At 65.3% G+C, this 14889-nt stretch carries 14 protein-coding genes; 10 read left to right on the forward strand and 4 right to left on the reverse strand.

Features of this window, described 5'->3' with window-relative positions:
* Positions 1 to 696, reverse strand: a complete 696-nt coding sequence (locus BJ970_RS34380) for a dienelactone hydrolase family protein (RefSeq protein ID WP_246471947.1) — start codon at positions 694 to 696, stop codon at positions 1 to 3.
* Positions 697 to 1128: 432 nt separating this feature from the next.
* Here BJ970_RS34380 and BJ970_RS34385 point away from each other — a divergent pair, with 432 nt between their 5' ends.
* From BJ970_RS34385 to BJ970_RS34395, 4 genes are all read left to right on the forward strand, one after another.
* Positions 1129 to 2226 carry a radical SAM protein gene (locus BJ970_RS34385; RefSeq protein WP_184731968.1) on the forward strand — a complete coding sequence of 366 codons (1098 nt, stop codon included), beginning with the start codon at positions 1129 to 1131 and terminating at the stop codon, positions 2224 to 2226.
* 58 nt (positions 2227 to 2284) lie between these two features.
* Positions 2285 to 2503, forward strand: a complete 219-nt coding sequence (locus BJ970_RS38560; protein ID WP_246471948.1) for a hypothetical protein — start codon at positions 2285 to 2287, stop codon at positions 2501 to 2503.
* 74 nt (positions 2504 to 2577) lie between these two features.
* The gene (locus tag BJ970_RS34390; RefSeq protein WP_246471949.1) at positions 2578 to 3396 is read left to right on the forward strand and encodes a serine/threonine protein kinase; all 819 of its coding nucleotides are present in this window, start codon (positions 2578 to 2580) and stop codon (positions 3394 to 3396) included.
* 2 nt (positions 3397 to 3398) lie between these two features.
* Entirely contained in the window at positions 3399 to 4103 is a 705-nt protein-coding gene (locus BJ970_RS34395; protein WP_221468388.1) for an HAD family hydrolase, read from the forward strand.
* 53 nt (positions 4104 to 4156) lie between these two features.
* Here the strand turns inward: BJ970_RS34395 and BJ970_RS34400 are convergent, their stop codons facing one another.
* On the reverse strand, positions 4157 to 5605 hold the full coding sequence (locus tag BJ970_RS34400) for a N,N-dimethylformamidase beta subunit family domain-containing protein (protein ID WP_221468389.1): 1449 nt from the start codon (positions 5603 to 5605) through the stop codon (positions 4157 to 4159).
* Positions 5606 to 5925: 320 nt separating this feature from the next.
* Here BJ970_RS34400 and BJ970_RS34405 point away from each other — a divergent pair, with 320 nt between their 5' ends.
* From BJ970_RS34405 to BJ970_RS34425, 5 genes are all read left to right on the forward strand, one after another.
* Positions 5926 to 6762 (forward strand): class I SAM-dependent methyltransferase, encoded by an 837-nt coding sequence (locus BJ970_RS34405; RefSeq protein ID WP_184731969.1) that lies wholly within the window; start codon positions 5926 to 5928, stop codon positions 6760 to 6762.
* Complete coding sequence (locus tag BJ970_RS34410) at positions 6759 to 7583, forward strand: glycosyltransferase family 2 protein (RefSeq protein ID WP_184731970.1); 825 nt, start codon at positions 6759 to 6761, stop codon at positions 7581 to 7583. The genes BJ970_RS34405 and BJ970_RS34410 overlap by 4 nt, the downstream gene beginning before the upstream one ends.
* Before the next feature lie 23 nt (positions 7584 to 7606).
* Positions 7607 to 8380: an N-acetyltransferase gene (locus tag BJ970_RS34415; RefSeq protein ID WP_184731971.1), complete on the forward strand. Its 774-nt coding sequence runs from the start codon at positions 7607 to 7609 to the stop codon at positions 8378 to 8380.
* Between the two features lie 3 nt (positions 8381 to 8383).
* Complete coding sequence (locus BJ970_RS34420) at positions 8384 to 10384, forward strand: NAD-dependent epimerase/dehydratase family protein (protein ID WP_184731972.1); 2001 nt, start codon at positions 8384 to 8386, stop codon at positions 10382 to 10384.
* 170 nt (positions 10385 to 10554) lie between these two features.
* Positions 10555 to 12192 carry an NAD-dependent epimerase/dehydratase family protein gene (locus BJ970_RS34425; RefSeq protein ID WP_184731973.1) on the forward strand — a complete coding sequence of 546 codons (1638 nt, stop codon included), beginning with the start codon at positions 10555 to 10557 and terminating at the stop codon, positions 12190 to 12192.
* A gap of 34 nt (positions 12193 to 12226) precedes the next feature.
* Here BJ970_RS34425 and BJ970_RS34430 read toward each other — a convergent pair whose 3' ends face one another.
* Entirely contained in the window at positions 12227 to 13207 is a 981-nt protein-coding gene (locus BJ970_RS34430; RefSeq protein WP_184731974.1) for a galactokinase, read from the reverse strand.
* Between the two features lie 222 nt (positions 13208 to 13429).
* On the opposite strand from BJ970_RS34430, the gene BJ970_RS34435 reads away from it, so the two are divergent.
* Entirely contained in the window at positions 13430 to 14497 is a 1068-nt protein-coding gene (locus tag BJ970_RS34435; RefSeq protein ID WP_184731976.1) for an aldo/keto reductase, read from the forward strand.
* A 48-nt stretch (positions 14498 to 14545) separates the two neighbouring features.
* On the opposite strand, the gene BJ970_RS34440 is transcribed toward BJ970_RS34435, so the two are convergent.
* On the reverse strand, positions 14546 to 14809 hold the full coding sequence (locus BJ970_RS34440) for a hypothetical protein (RefSeq protein WP_184731978.1): 264 nt from the start codon (positions 14807 to 14809) through the stop codon (positions 14546 to 14548).
* Between the last annotated feature and the right edge of the window lie 80 nt (positions 14810 to 14889).

Consider the following 14889-nt stretch of genomic DNA (forward strand, 5'->3'; position numbering starts at 1 on the left):
TCAGGACAGGTTCGCTCGGAGAAAGTCGAGAGTGGCGGTCCAGGCCTCCGCGGCCTGGACCGAGTCGTATGTTCCCAGGACGTTCTCGTCGTTGAGGAAGGCGTGCCCCGCTGGATAGAAACGGAACTCCGGGCGACGACCCGATTCGGTTTCGATCCGCTCGGCAAGCGCCAGCACCTCCGCCGGGGACGGCGTCGTGTCCTGCAGCCCGAAATGACCCAGCACCGGGGCGGAAAGATCGCCAAAACCGGGATATTCCTCGCCAAGAACGCCGTAGAACGGAACTGCCGCGCCGACCCGGTCACCTTGCTGCGCCGCGAGCACGAGAACGAACCCGCCTCCCATACAGAACCCGATTGCTCCGACCGATCCGCTCGTCACAGCTTCGTGCCCCAACAGGAAATCCACCGCTCCGGCGAGATCGCGGGCCGCCCTGCCAACCGGCAACTCGCGCATCAACCGGTCCGCCTCCGCGACGTCGTGGGTCGTGGACCCGCCGAAGAGATCCGGCGCCAACGCGACGAAACCCTCGGCAGCAAGCCGATCGGTCATTGCCACGATGTGCGTGGTCAGGCCCCACCACTCCTGAATCACGACCACCCCGGGTCCGCAACCGCGCTCCGGCAGTGCCAGGTAGCCGTGGGCCGTGGACTCGTTGCTCGGATAGGCCACGCGCAGAAACCGAGGCTCGACCAACAGTTCCCCTTTCCACTGTGAAGCGCGACACGCGCGCCGGCACTCGCCCCGGGCGAACCCCTAGGGCGTGGCGGATTCTTCCCATACCGGACGACGGAAGCGCCTCCACATTGGCGACAATTCGCAATTCCACCAAAGCACAGCGGATGCCGCAGCGAATCGTCCGTACGAGTGGACGGGGCTTACTCGGTTGCCAAGAGACGAGCAGTGCGTAGCTCCGATTGGCGGACAAAATCCGCCGAATTCCGTTCACGCGATCGGCCCTATCCGGCACAGCGACCGCGACGTAACGTCTTCCGAGGAATTCCTCGGCACCACCGCACAAGACGGCCCGCCGGGCTTCTTTCGGAGCTGCCTTTCTCGACTCGCACTGTGGCGTCGATCTCCGCGGACAAATCCGCCCGGGTTCCCTGTCCGCAGTTGGGATACATCTTGACACTCAACCGACTCGATCTCGTGAGCAAGCTGTACCAGCCCGCCATGCTGCAGAAGGTGACCGACGTCGCCCACGGCTCGACGTCGACCGGCCCGGTGGTCGTCGACCTGGATCCAACGACCTTCTGCGATCTGGCCTGTCCTGAGTGCATTAGCGGAAAACTGTTGAATCAAGGCCGGTTCACCCCGGAGCGGCTGGGTTCGCTGGCCGACGAGATCATCGCAATGGGTGTGCAGGCGGTGATCCTCATCGGAGGTGGTGAACCGCTCGCTCACCGAGGCACGCGCAGTGTCCTCAAGACACTCGGGGAGGCTGGAATCGCCGTTGGTGTGGTGACCAACGGCACTCTGATCAAGCAGAACCTCGACGAGCTGAGCACCTATGCATCCTGGGTGCGGGTCTCGGTGGATGCGGCCACTCGCGAGACCTTCGGGATCTTCCGCCCCGATCGCAAGGGCGGCAGCGTCTTCGACAAGGTAATCGAAAACATGCGTGCGCTGGCCGAGTCGAAGCGGGGCGCGCTGGGATATTCATTCCTGGTCATGGTTCGCGAGGACGAATCACCGAGCGCCGTCAGTAATCACCACGAGGTGCTGCAAGCAGCCGAGCTGGCAAAGGAAATCGGCTGCGACTACTTCGAGGTCAAGGCGATGTTCGACGATGACCACCACATCGTCGGCGTCCCCGACGAAGTCCTGGAGTCGGTCGAGAGCCAGATCGCGCAGGCCCGCAAGCTGGAGGACGACGGATTCTCGATCATCGACTCCTCCACCATGCTCTCGCTTCGAACGCGCAGCGGCCCCGTGCAGCCCAAGGATTACGACCGCTGCCGCATCGCCGAACTGAGAACTCTGGTCACGCCCTCCGGCGTCTACATCTGCCCATACCACCGAGGAAATCCCAAAGCACAGCTCGGCGACGCAGTGACCGAGAGCCTGCCGGAAATATGGCAGAACGCCGACCGTGGCCTGATCGACCCCAGCGTGGACTGCAGGTTCCACTGTGCCAGGCACGATTCCAACCTGGAACTCGAAGCGATCAAGGTCGGCCGCGGCCGTCCGGCGCTCGACACCGACGAAGACCCCTTCATCTGAGCAAACGGCGAACTGATCCGTTGCGGAAAGGACGGCTGTGAACTCAAGCCCCATCAAAGTGAATTCGTGGAACGGCTGGGATCCACTCAAGCAGGTCATCGTCGGCAGGGCGGATGGGACCATGGTGCAGGCCCCGGAACCCGCGGTACAGCGTGACTTTCCGGAGGACGGGTTCCCGTTGGGCACCTACGGACGCATCCCCGAGGAGATGACGGCGGCGGCCAACGAGCAACTCGACAACTTCGCGGCCTGCTGGAGCGCCGGGGCATCCGGGTAGAGCGGCCGGCTCCACTGGATTTCGGCCGGCAGGTCAGCACGCCGGACTGGGAGCAAGAGTCCATGTTCGGCTGCATGCCACCGCGTGACGTGCTCCTCACGGTGGGCAACGAGATCCTGGAAGCCACCATGTGCTATCGGAGCCGGTGGTTCGAGTACCTGTGCTACCGCCCGATCCTGCAATCGCTGTTCAACGCCGACCCGAACATGAGATGGGAAGCCGCCCCGAAACCCCGGCTGACCGATGCCTCCTATCGGCACGGTTTCTGGGACACCTACAACGAACTCCCCCTGGGTGAGCAACTGGAACGGGTCCGCAACCACGACCTGGTGCTCACCGAGGAGGAGCCGCTTTTCGATGCCGCCGACATCGCGCGCTGCGGCAAGGACTTGTTCGTCCAGCTGTCACTGGTGACCAACCGCAGCGGCTATGAATGGCTCAAGCGGCACTTCCCCGATCACCGCGTGCACCCGATCACGTTCACCAATACCCACCCGCTGCACATCGACTCCACCTGGGTGCCGCTGCGTCCCGGGCTCGTGCTGCACTGCGGGGAGCGGCCCGCCGAACCCGAACTCATGGGCTACTTTCGGGCCAACGACTGGGAAATCGTGGAAGCCGTGCAGCCGGAGAGCTGGGAACACAAGCAGCGGCTGTCGTTCTGCAGTCCGTGGCTGGCGGTCAACATGCTCAGCCTCGACCCCAAGACCCTCTGCATCGAGGAGAAGGAAGCCCGGCTCGCCGACCAGCTCACCCAGTACGGATTCGAGGTGGTCCCGGTGCCATTCCGCACCGTCGCACCTTTCGGTGGCGGCCTGCACTGCGCCACTGTGGACATCGAGCGCGAGGGCGTGCTGGAGGACTACTTCCCGGTGCGCTACGGGAGATTCTGATCGTGCCCGACGTGCAGGGGGTGCTGTTCGACTTCAACGGCACCCTCGCCCGGCTGGAAAGCTGGGGGGAGAGCCACCAGGACGTGTTCGACCGGTGGGGGCTGACCGCGGCCGGCAAGCGGTGGGGTGATGGCTGGCTCGTCGGTCCGGTCGATGGCGAAGACCACCGCGAGCATTCCCAGGACCGGGACGGCTACCACCGGTGGGAGCTGTCCCGCCTCGCGGCACGCGCTCGCCGCTGCGGAGTCCCCGCGGACCGGATCGACGGTGTGGTGCGGGAGCTGGATCGCGCCAACAAGACCCTCACCATGTCGCTCTATGACGACGTCGTGGAGGTGCTCAGCGAGCTGCGTCGCCGGAACGTGGCGGTTGCGGTGTGTTCCAATTGGTACTGGGATCTCGATGCCGTCATCGACCAGGTCGGGCTGACCGACCTGGTCGACGTGGCCGTCACCTCGGCCAGAGCCGGGGCCCGCAAGCCACATTCGCTGATCTTCCACCGGACGCTGCAGCTGTGCGGGCTTCAACCCGCGGAGGCGCTTTTCGTCGGCGATAGCTGGCAGGCCGACGTGATCGGCCCGCTGGCGGCGGGAATTCGCGCCGTCCACCTGTGGCGTCCCGAGCGGGCGGCCGAAGCCGCCCCGCCGCGGCGAGCCGATGTACCGAGACTGTCATCGTTGTATGAAGTCATCGGCCAGATTTCCTAGTGTCGGCGGCGATTTCGCGCGGAATCGCCCCTCACCCCCGCCGGGTGCCGCGGTCATTCGGACAGTTTGTTCAGTACGTTACGGGTCACCTGTTCGACGTTCGCGTCGAGCCGGTTGCCGACGATCACCGGCCAGTCGGTCGTGGCCGCGGTGAATACCGTGCCATTGGCCGTGTAGATGCCCATCGTGGCGGCGCGCGGGCTGGTGATCTCGGGTTCCCGTGCCGGGCAGTTCCAGTGGCTCATGTGCATGGTGTAGTAGTCGTCGTTGACCGGTTCGAGGAGGGCGAGGCCGAGGATGCGGAACGATTCCGGGGTGCCGTCGACGCCGGTGGCATGGGCGATGCCCGCATCGTCGTACTCGAACGCGGCACCGTCGCACTCATAGCCGATCAGCGGTGTACCCGCTCCGAGGAAATCCTGTGGTCTCCCGTCGGTTCCGTCCCGTAGGCCCGTCCCGGCGAAAACCCAGTGATCGGCGTGCTGCACGGCGAAACCCGTGCGCGGGCGGTCGCCGGGCCAGTCACCGGGCCACATGCCGCCGTTGCGGAAACTGACCCCGGTCAAGGAGTTCTCGGGGCGGCCCACCCCGTCCGACGGCGGCGTCCACCACTGGTCGGTGGCCGGTAGATTCGGAAAGGTAGTGCCGACGTGATGGTCCGTGTCCACGACGAATGCCGTGTTGTCGTCCACGAAGTGCGCCCGCCACCAGCACGTGTTGCCGCTGAGGAAGGCGACATTGCCGCCTTGGGCGATGAAGCGCTCGACATGTGCGCGCATCGCCTCGGTCCAGTATTCGTCATGCCCGACGCTCAGTAACAACCGGTAGCGCGACAGCATTTCCGGGTTTTCGTGCAGATTGAGATCGGTACAGAAATCGACCGAATACCCGTTGTCCGCGAGCCACTTGATGAAAGGAGCATCCCAGTAAGCCACATCGTTGATACCACCGGGCCGATGCATGCTCACCTTGTGCCCGCGCGGTTCCGTCGGCTTGTCCAGGACGTAGACCGGGTTGTCGTAAAGGCTGCTACCGCGAATCTGGGATTCGTTGTCCGAATGGTTGTAGGCATGCCTGGTCAGCGTGGACTTCTTGTAGAGAATGGGCCCGGTTTCCGCCCCTGGACGGGGCCGGACGACGAAGAATTCCCGGCCGAATCCACGCAGCGTGCCGGGCTCGTTCGGGAGCGTGCACGGAACGCGCTCGTCGGATTCTTCGACGAAGACAGCAAGGTAAAGACCGGGCCGCCAGTCGGCGGGCACCGCGCACTCGTAACCGGGCCAGTTCCAGTCCACCGCAGGTGAAGCGTGCTCGACAAGGCCGTCCGGGTGTGGTGGCGGTGCCGCAGCCACGCCGGGGAACCAGTCGGAACTGCCGACGAATTCCAACACCGAGCCCAGGCGATAGAAATCCACCCGGAACCGGACAGCCGTGGTAGCGACGTGTATCGCGAGCCGGTCTCCCAGACACACGCTCTCCCGCCCCAGATACCCTTCGATCACAATGCCACTCCTAACCTGCCACTCCTAACCTGCCACTCCTAACCTGCCACTCCTAACCTGCCACTCCCAAACTGCTACTCCCAAACTGCTACTCCCAAACAAATCTTTTCCTACGCCGGCCCGTCCGCAGGGAAAACCGACCCTAACCCGAGCGGTTATATTCGGTAATCCGCCATCCGAAGGACCGGCATTCCCGATCCACCGGAAATCAAGATCACGCTCTGTGAGGACGGGTGCGCCCATTGGTGGAAAAGCCGCCGGATACTTGCCGGTGGCAAGGAGAATCCCTAGCGTTGGTCCTGCCGGGAGAGAGGAGCACCATGCAAAACCTGCGCGTGCGCGAGATGATGCTTGGGATCCAAGGAGTCGCGCTGCTGCGAAACGCCATCGACGGATCGCAGGAATTCGTCGACGCACGCTTGCGGGAAATACAGAGCCTCCTGGACGGTGAACCGAACGACCCCTCGAAGGCGGTGACCGAGTTGGGCGTATCCCCGGGCTACGCCTCGTGGGCTACGACGTACGACTCATTGCCCAGTTCGGTCATTCAGACCGAAGAGCCGGTTGTCCATGGCATCATCGACCGGCTCCCGGCGGGCAAGGCGCTGGACGCCGCCTGCGGTACCGGGCGCCACGCGGCAGCATTGGTCGCGCGCGGCCACGACACCACGGGCGTCGACCAGTCCGCCGAAATGCTCGCCCAGGCCAGCGCGAAGGCACCGGACGCCGAGTTCCGCACCGGGGACCTGACCGCTTTGCCGCTGCCCGACCGTTCGGTGGACCTGACCGTGTGCTCGCTCGCGTTGACCCACCTCGCCGACGTCTCCGCAGCGGTCCGCGAATTCGCGCGCGTCACCCGGGAAGGCGGCCACGTGATCATCACGGACGTGCACCCCATCCTGGTCATCCTGCAGGGCGGGCAAGCCCTTTTCGCACACGGCGGCGAGCTCGCCTTCGTGCGGAACCATTTCCATCCGGTCAGCAAGTACCTCAATGCTTTCGCCGCGGCCGGGCTTGTCGTGGAATCGTGCGCGGAACCCCTTTTCAACGGTCTGCTGCCGCCCGAGGGACACGAGGAGCGGATCGCGGAAGCGGCGCAGGCCGCCTGGGCCGGCATCCCGTCCGTCCTGGTATGGCACCTTCGGGTCCGAGCGTGAACATCCCGGTCCAGGCACCTTTTCCGGCCTTACCCGGACAAGATTCGCCGCTGGTCAGCTGCCTGATGGTCACCAATGACCGCCTCGGTCTCGCCAAGCGCGCGATACGGTGCTACCAGCAGCAGCGGTACCAGAACCGTGAACTCGTGATTGTGTGCCAAGGCAACGAGGGCTACCGCGACGAACTACGCCGCCACATCGAAGCGTCGGCCGTACCGGACGCTCGGGTGATCGCGGCTAGCCCACGGTTACGGTTGGGGGCGCTGCGCAATGTCTCGCTCGACGCCGCGCGCGGAGAGCTCGTCTGTGTCTGGGACGACGACGATTGCAGCCACCCCGATCGGCTCTTGCGGCAGGTGCGGCATCTGCTGCGAGCCGGCGCGCAAGCCTCGTTCCTGTCCGCGCACCTTCAGTTTTTCGAACCGGAAGGGTCGCTGCACTGGATCGATTGGCGCAACAGCAGGAACAAACCTCGGTATCCGCTGCTGCCCACCACCATGATCATGCGGCGCGACCCGCGCTTCCGCTATCCCGAGTCGGGCCGCTACGCCCACTTCGGCGAGGACTGGCAGTTGATGCTGGACCTGCACCGGGACGCCGAGGTCGTCACCCCGGACGACATGGGGCTGCTCTACCTCTACACCTACCACGGCGGCAACACGTTCTCCCGCGAACACCACCTGCGCATGACCGAGCACAGCCTGCCGAGCAGCCAGATCCGGGCCCGCGCGGATGAGATCCGGCAGGCACTCGACCACTACCCCATTCCTAGACCCGTTACCGTGCACGGAGCCGATGGCGAAGTGTTCACGGTGGACTGACTGAATCCGCGGAGTGATCGACGATGTCATTGGTCGCCTTACGATACCGCGACCGACCAGACCTGTGGTCGAGGTTGCCGGAACTGTTCGCCGGCGTCTGGCCGGAGTACAACCTGCACGGCGACGTCATGGCCGGCGGGCGCTGGGAACGTCTGCACCGCGACTTCGACCGGTACCAGTTCGTGCTCTACGACGAGGAAGCCGACGACGTGGTGGCAGCGGCTCGCTCGATTCCGGTTACGTGGAACGGGAATGCCGCCGACCTCGGGTCCGGCCTGGACGAGGCGATCACCGGAAGCTTTGACACTTACGACAGGGGCGTCCAGCCCAACGTGCTCTGCGCGATCGGCATCGAGGTGCCGCCCCGGCACCAGGGTTCCGGATACGCCGGACGCATGCTCGATGAGGTGTGTCGCGGCGCGCGATCATGCGGGTTGTCCAGTGTGATCGTTCCGGTGCGCCCCACCCGCAAAGACCGGTATCCGCTCACCCCCATCGAGCAGTACGCCCGGTGGACGCGGGAGGACGGAACGCCCTTCGACCCCTGGGTCCGTCTGCACGTGCGACATGGCGGCGTGATCGCGAAAGCGATTCCGCTGTCTTCTCGGATCACCGGATCCGTGGCGGAGTGGGAGTCGTGGACCGGTATGGCGTTTCCCGGCGACGGGGATTACATCTTCCCGGGTGGCCTCGCGCCGCTGCACATCGACCGAGGCCGTGACCTGGGATCCTACTGGGAACCCAACGTGTGGATCGTGCACCCGACGGACATCACGGCCGAACCCGAAGGAGACTGAACCGTGACCGGGGATCGTCTGGCCATCATCGGATGCGGAGCCGTTACCAGGCTGTGTCACCTTCTGGCTTTGGTCACGCCCGGGCCGTTCCGGCTCACCACGCTCGTAGACCGGGCCGCCGAACACGCGCGCACGACCGCGGACCTGTATTCGCAACTGCTCGCCACCCACGGCGTCCAGGACCGACCCGCCGTCCGTACCGCGAGCGACGTCCAGGACGTCCTCGACGAATTCGACGCCGCAATCGTGGCGACCCCGCCAGACAGTCACGTTGACATCGCCGCGGCGCTGGTCCGAGCGGGAAAGCACGTTCTCGTGGAAAAGCCCGTCGCCTGCTCCTCCGCCGAACTTGCGCGGCTGCACGTCGCGATGGACAACAGCTCCGCCATCGCGGTTCCCGCTCACGTGCGCCGCTTGTACCCGGCGTCGAGCTGGGTCGCGGACGTGCTTGCCAGCGGGCGGCTGGGCCCGGTCCGCAACGTCCGCTGGGACGAGGGGTCCCCGTTTTCGTGGCCACTGAGCAGCACGTTCACCTTTGGTCCGGTATCCGCGGGCGGCGGACTGCTCAACGACCTGGGCCCGCACATTCTGGATTTGCTGGGATACTGGCTGGGCGGCCCCGCCGAGGTCATTTCCACCGCCCACAACGGGATTGGAAGCACCGGCACCGAGCTTGAGCTGCGCACTTCATACGCCGGGGTGGACGCGCTGATCAACCTGAGCCGACTGCGCGAACTTTCCAATACCGTGGTGATCGAAGGCGAGCGACGAACACTGCGGGTCGATACCAACCGGGCCGCCCGATACGTGGAGTACGAACCCGACGGCAGCGTGCTGGACGAGGGTGACGTTCCGGCTGATCCGCCGTCGCTGCGCGACCGGGCCGGGCTTTTCCACGAGCAGCTGCTTGAATTCCGGCGAGCCATTACGGGTGCACCCTCGCGCCTGCCGCAGCTGGCCGATATCGGATCGACGATTCGGTTGATCGAGGAATGTCATTCCTTGGCGGCGGATCCGCTACCTCGGCCGTGGCGCTCCGGGCGCACCGTCAACCGGATTCCGCGACCGGCTCGCGTGGCGGTCACCGGTGCGACCGGATTCATCGGTTCGAACGTGGTGGAAGAACTTCTCGATCAGGACGCCGAAACCGCCGTGACCGCCATCGGCCATAGCCGACCGTCGTTCGCCCGGCTCGCGCACCTCGACCCTTCCAGGGTTGGCCATCGGCCCCTCGACATTCGTGACACCGCCGCACTGCGCGCAGCGTTCGACGGCAGTGAAGTCGTCGTCCACGCCGCGTATGGCAAGTCCGGAAACGAGGACGAGCGGTGGTCGACCACGGTGGACGGCATGGCAGCTGTCGTCGAAGCGGCGAAGGCGGCGGGAGTGCGGCGGCTGATCCACATCAGCAGCATGGCCGTCTACGACACCGGCGAGACAGCCGAGATTGACGAAGATTCTCCCAGACTTGCATACCGCCCAGACGACCGCTCGTACGCGCAGCAGAAGCTCGCCGCCGAACGCATCGCTTTCGACGACGGAGGAGCATCGCTGGAAGTGAGCTGCTTGCAACCCGGCGTCGTCTACGGACCATGGGGTCCAAAATGGACTGTCGACGCACTGAACGCGCTTCGCGCCGACAATGAATCCCTGCCCAGCGGCTCCGGCGGCGGGATCTGCAACGCCGTGTATGTGCTCGACGTCGCCGCGGCCGTCGCGTTTCTGGCCACCGCCGACGGGGTCGACGGCGAGTGCTTCCTGTTGAGCGGCCCGCAGCCGGTGAGCTGGGGCACCTTCTATGACCACTATCGCGCCATGCTGGGACTCCGCAACCACGGCATCGCCGATCACGTGAAATGGCCCGATCGGCTCCGGCGGTTCTACGCCGGACAAACGACCATCAGAACGAAACGGCTCAGCAAGGCCGGGTTCGGCTCCACCACCGACCTTCCAGCGGGCATGAGCCAGGTCGCCTCGTGGGCGACATGGGCGGGGCTCGTATGACCGACCGGTGCGACTGCCTCGTGCGCCGTCCCGGCCACGACATCAAGCTCACCGCTTCGGTGCTCGCCCATCCCAGCCGCGCCGACCTCGCGCGACGGCTGGTCGACCGCGAACCGCACGGCACGCTGTCCTTGGTCATGGACCCGGATCCGGATGGGCCGCCGTCCGCGTTGCGCACCGCGCTGGCCGCTTGGCGTTCCATCGAGCCCGAAGCGACGCATCATCTCGTCGTTCAGGACGACATGATCCTCTCCGACGGACTTGTCGAGCGCGCTCGGCGAGCCGCGTCCGCGATGCCCGACGCGGCGCTGTCCTTCTTCTCGATTTGGGACTCCCGCAACGGCGGTGCCGTCCGTCTCGGTGCGCTCGCCGGCGCCCGGTGGGTCGCTGCCGCGAGCGAATACACCCCGAGCGCGGTGCTTTTGCTTCCTCGATCCGTGGCGGCTGGGTTCGTCGAGTTCGCCGAGCGCCGCACGGATACTTGGCCCGACGACATCCTGATGCGCCAGTACCTGCGAGAGGCAGGAGTCGCCAGCTACGTCAGCGTCCCCAACGCCGCCGAGCACGCAGACCTTCCCAGCATCTCGGGCAATCGCTTCCGCGGACCTCGCAAATCCGTTTGCTGGCCGGACGAAGACGCAACCTCCGATGAAGATGCTTTGCTCACGGGCATGTCCGTAATCCCCTTCTACAAACTCGGCAAGGCGCAGTGCTCGGTGCGCATGTCGGATACGCAGCCGCCCAGGTGGCACGACATCCCCACCGAGCGATATCTGGCGAGCGTGGGCCTGCCACGCACCCGACTAGAACGCGAATTCACTCCTTCCGGCAGGTGCGACGCCGCGATCGAATGGCAAGTGTGGCTGACCGGCCTCGCGATGGGGGTGGTCCGCCATATCGACCCCGGCGTCTCTCTCGTGAACCCGCATGGGGTTTGTCCCGATCCGAAGGTTGTCGCCGAAGCGATCCGCACGATAGGTCCCGGCGGCTTGTGCCATAACACCCCGGCCGGAAAGCTCGCCCAGGTCAGCGAGATTCTCGCGGAGGTGGCCGAACGCGGTATCCGCGCAGGCGCGGGCCATGCCGCCGACATCCAGGCCAGGACGACTCTGTCCGGCGGGCCTATGCTACGGATCGGTGTTGCCGGCAATGAGCTTGCGTTGGTGGACTTCCTTGTCCGCGGACTGCGAGACCACGGTTGGAATGCCACGCCGTTCCACACAAAAGATCACGAGTGCGATGTCATCCTGGACGTCGGCGCAGTCGCGTCCGTGCCGCCCGGCGAGGTGCCGCAAGCGCAAGGTTCCATCAGGTTGATCTGGAATCCTCGCGACCAACGCCGCTCGCGAAGCCAACTGCTCCACGTCGGAGAGGTTTACGGCCCCGGATGCTCGCCGCGGTCCCGCATCGGCCGCATGGTCTTCGCCGCGGTTCTTGGTCGCGCGATCCACGTGGACGAACATCCCGACACCTGCCTGCGTCCCATTCATGTCGAGGATCTTGTCAAAGCCCTGCACGAAGTCCTGCGCACTCGTCCGGTCGGCGAGCACGTACGGCTGCCGCACCCGGCAGCGCACACGATCGCTGAAATCGCCGAGTGCATCCGAAACACCGTCAGACCGGTCCCGATCGAGTTCGGCTGCCAAGCCAATGCCCGGCCGACGGCGGAATCGCATTCGGGCATCGGCGAAGGAAATTTCGTCGAGCTCGGATTCGGCCTGCACACCTTTGCCCAGTGGCTGGCCTACGAAACCCGGCCGCTACCCCTGGAATCGCACGATGCCAGTGGATCGGTCATTACGGGCTGAACACCCTTCTTTTGAAAGAAGGCCTTGCGCCGCATCACCATTCGTCTCGCGGCGCTACCGCATCGACCAGATGTACCCGTACTCCCGGAAAGACCGCGCCATACCGAGATCGGAGCGCGTCCGACACGCTTGCGGCGTCGGCCCGAGCGCACACCGCGACCAGCGCTCCCCCGCCTCCTGCCCCGCTGAGCTTCAGCCTTACCCACGCGGTAGCCCAAGCAATATCCCGCAACTGTTCCAGAAAGGGCGTCGACATACCCTGATGGTCGCGCATCGCGGTATGCGCCAATTCCATGCCTTCCCCGAGCGCTACCAGCTCACGGGAACGGATCGCCGACCACACCGCCTCCGAGGCATCGTTGGCCACCCGCATGTATCTGGCCAGCGCGGGATCACCTGCCGCTTCCTGCCTGCGAACGGACCGGACGTGATCCTGGGTATTCTTCGACATCCCGGAATCCACCACCAGCAAGGCCCATTCGGCCGGGAAAGCCATCTGCTCGGCCAGCACGGGCAGCCCCCGGCTACGCCCCTGGAACAGGGTCGCACCGCCTCGTGTGATGGACACGTGGTCCATTCCGCCGCCGTTGAAGATGGTGAACTCGAACTCGTAGGCCCACTGCACGAGGATGCTCAGCGGAATCCCCGCGCAGGCCGGCGAAGATCCCGCGAAGATTTCGAACAACCCCAGAATGAGCGCGGTGGACGATGACAACCCGCTGGCGGAGGGAGCCCGCGTGCTCGCCACGACTCCGGGCGGCTCGGCGGCCATCCCGGGTACGCGCTCTCGGAGGTACGTCCACACCTGGGTCGCCCAGGGCTCCACGGGAATCCCATCGCCCTCGGGTTCGCCCGCACCGGGATCATCGGCCCGCACCGTGGTGTGCAGGTCCAGCGCGACGCAGACCGACTTGCCGCCTAGCCAGTCCAGATCCTCACCGGACAGGCATGCCCTGACCGGGTGGGAGGAGGCGGCGGACCACTCGCGCCGGGACTGTCCACTTCGCTCGTTCATACCGGTCCTCCCCAGTGTCCATCGACCACTCCGGCACGAGATCAGCGCCTCGATGATCATGCTGGACATCTCCGCGACGGCCTAGGGCCATCAGGGTGGAACCGGTAGGGCACCAACTGGTATATCTCGGTGAACTCCGACAATGTCGCGCCATTCCAACCAGGACTCGTGTAACAGTGCCCACCGGATGATCGTGACCGCCGTGCTCGCGGGAGGCTGAACATGGAGTACCGGCAACTCGGCCGTTCGGGTTTGCGGGTGTCGACACTGGCGATGGGCACCATGACCTTCGCGGGCAATGGAATTCTGGAGATCGTAGGTAGAACCGATGCGGACGAGGCCGCGCGACAGGTACGAATGGCGATCGACGCCGGCGTCAACCTCTTCGACACGGCCAACGCGTATTCGGCCGGTGCCGCCGAGGACCTTCTGGGCAAAGCGATTGCCGGTCGACGCGATGAAATCCTGCTGTCCACCAAGGTCCGCATGGTCGTCGGCCCCGGTCCCAACGACGGCGGCCTTTCCCGCCACCACATCATCGGGCAGCTGGAAGCCAGCCTACGCCGCCTCGGCACCGACCACGTCGACATCTACCACGTGCACCAGTGGGACGGGCAGACGCCGCTGGAAGAAACCCTCGAAACGCTGGACACCCTGGTCCGTTCGGGCAAAGTCCGCTACCTCGGGGTGTCGAATTACGCGGGCTGGCAACTGATGAAGGCCCTAGCCGTTTCCGACGCCCGTGGATACCAGCGTTTCGTCAGCAATCAGATCTACTACTCGCTGGAGTCCCGGGACGCCGAGTACGAACTGGTCCCGTTGTCCTTGGACCAAGGCCTGGGAATTCTCGTCTGGAGTCCGCTCGCGGGTGGACTGCTGACCGGCAAATACCGGCGCGACGCCGACGCACCCACCGGAACCCGCCATGTCGACGAACGCTGGGACGAACCACCGGTGCGCGACATGAACAAGCTCTACGACACGATAGAAACCCTCGTCGGCATCGCCGACGGTCACGGTGCGTCGCCCGCACAGATCGCCCTGGCCTACCTGCTGAAGAAACCCGGCGTCGCCTCGGTGCTGATCGGTGCCCGCACCCAAGCCCAGTTGCGGGACAACCTCGGCGCGGCAGAGGTCGTACTGGCCGAGGATGAATTCGCCGCCCTCGACACCATCAGTACCCCCGACCTGATCTACCCCCACTGGCACCAAGCCACCCTCGCCGCCGAACGCTTCGGCCAACCCGACCGCGCCCTCCACGGGCGATTTCAGGGGAAAACGACGCGCTGATTTCCATTGAAGTCGCCACATCCCGGAGGCGGCGGTTTCGGGAGCGACTCAAGGAACCCGACCGCGATCATGTTCTGCTCGGCAGCGCTCACCGTTGGGGTAGCACGCTGCCAGTCGGGCCGCGAAGCGCTCGGCCTCTTCGAAGGCATTCGGCTCGGTCTGTCGCCGACGCCATCCCTCGACGTACCAGTCAGCGACCTGGCCGAGAAAGATCGTCGGCAGGATCTCGTCGTTGTCGTCTTCGTGCTCCCGTCGTGCTCGGTCTTCCACAGCGGCGGCGACGTTGGCAGTGCCATGCCGTTCAGCGTCCACATCCGCACCGACGTCTCCAATCCCCAACGTTGCTAGCCCCAATGGGGCTTGACAGCGCGGTAGCCGACGCGACTGACTAT

Source organism: Saccharopolyspora phatthalungensis (genome assembly GCF_014203395.1).
Lineage (GTDB): Bacteria > Actinomycetota > Actinomycetes > Mycobacteriales > Pseudonocardiaceae > Saccharopolyspora > Saccharopolyspora phatthalungensis.

Excerpts from the sequence above, each read along its gene's own strand:
- BJ970_RS34390 (WP_246471949.1), top strand. The coding sequence starts at position 2,578 with ATGCCACCGCGTGACGTGCTCCTCACGGTGGGCAACGAGATCCTGGAA.
- BJ970_RS34405 (WP_184731969.1), top strand. The coding sequence starts at position 5,926 with ATGCAAAACCTGCGCGTGCGCGAGATGATGCTTGGGATCCAAGGAGTC.
- BJ970_RS34415 (WP_184731971.1), top strand. The coding sequence starts at position 7,607 with ATGTCATTGGTCGCCTTACGATACCGCGACCGACCAGACCTGTGGTCG.
- BJ970_RS34430 (WP_184731974.1), bottom strand. The coding sequence starts at position 13,207 with ATGAACGAGCGAAGTGGACAGTCCCGGCGCGAGTGGTCCGCCGCCTCC.
- BJ970_RS34435 (WP_184731976.1), top strand. The coding sequence starts at position 13,430 with ATGGAGTACCGGCAACTCGGCCGTTCGGGTTTGCGGGTGTCGACACTG.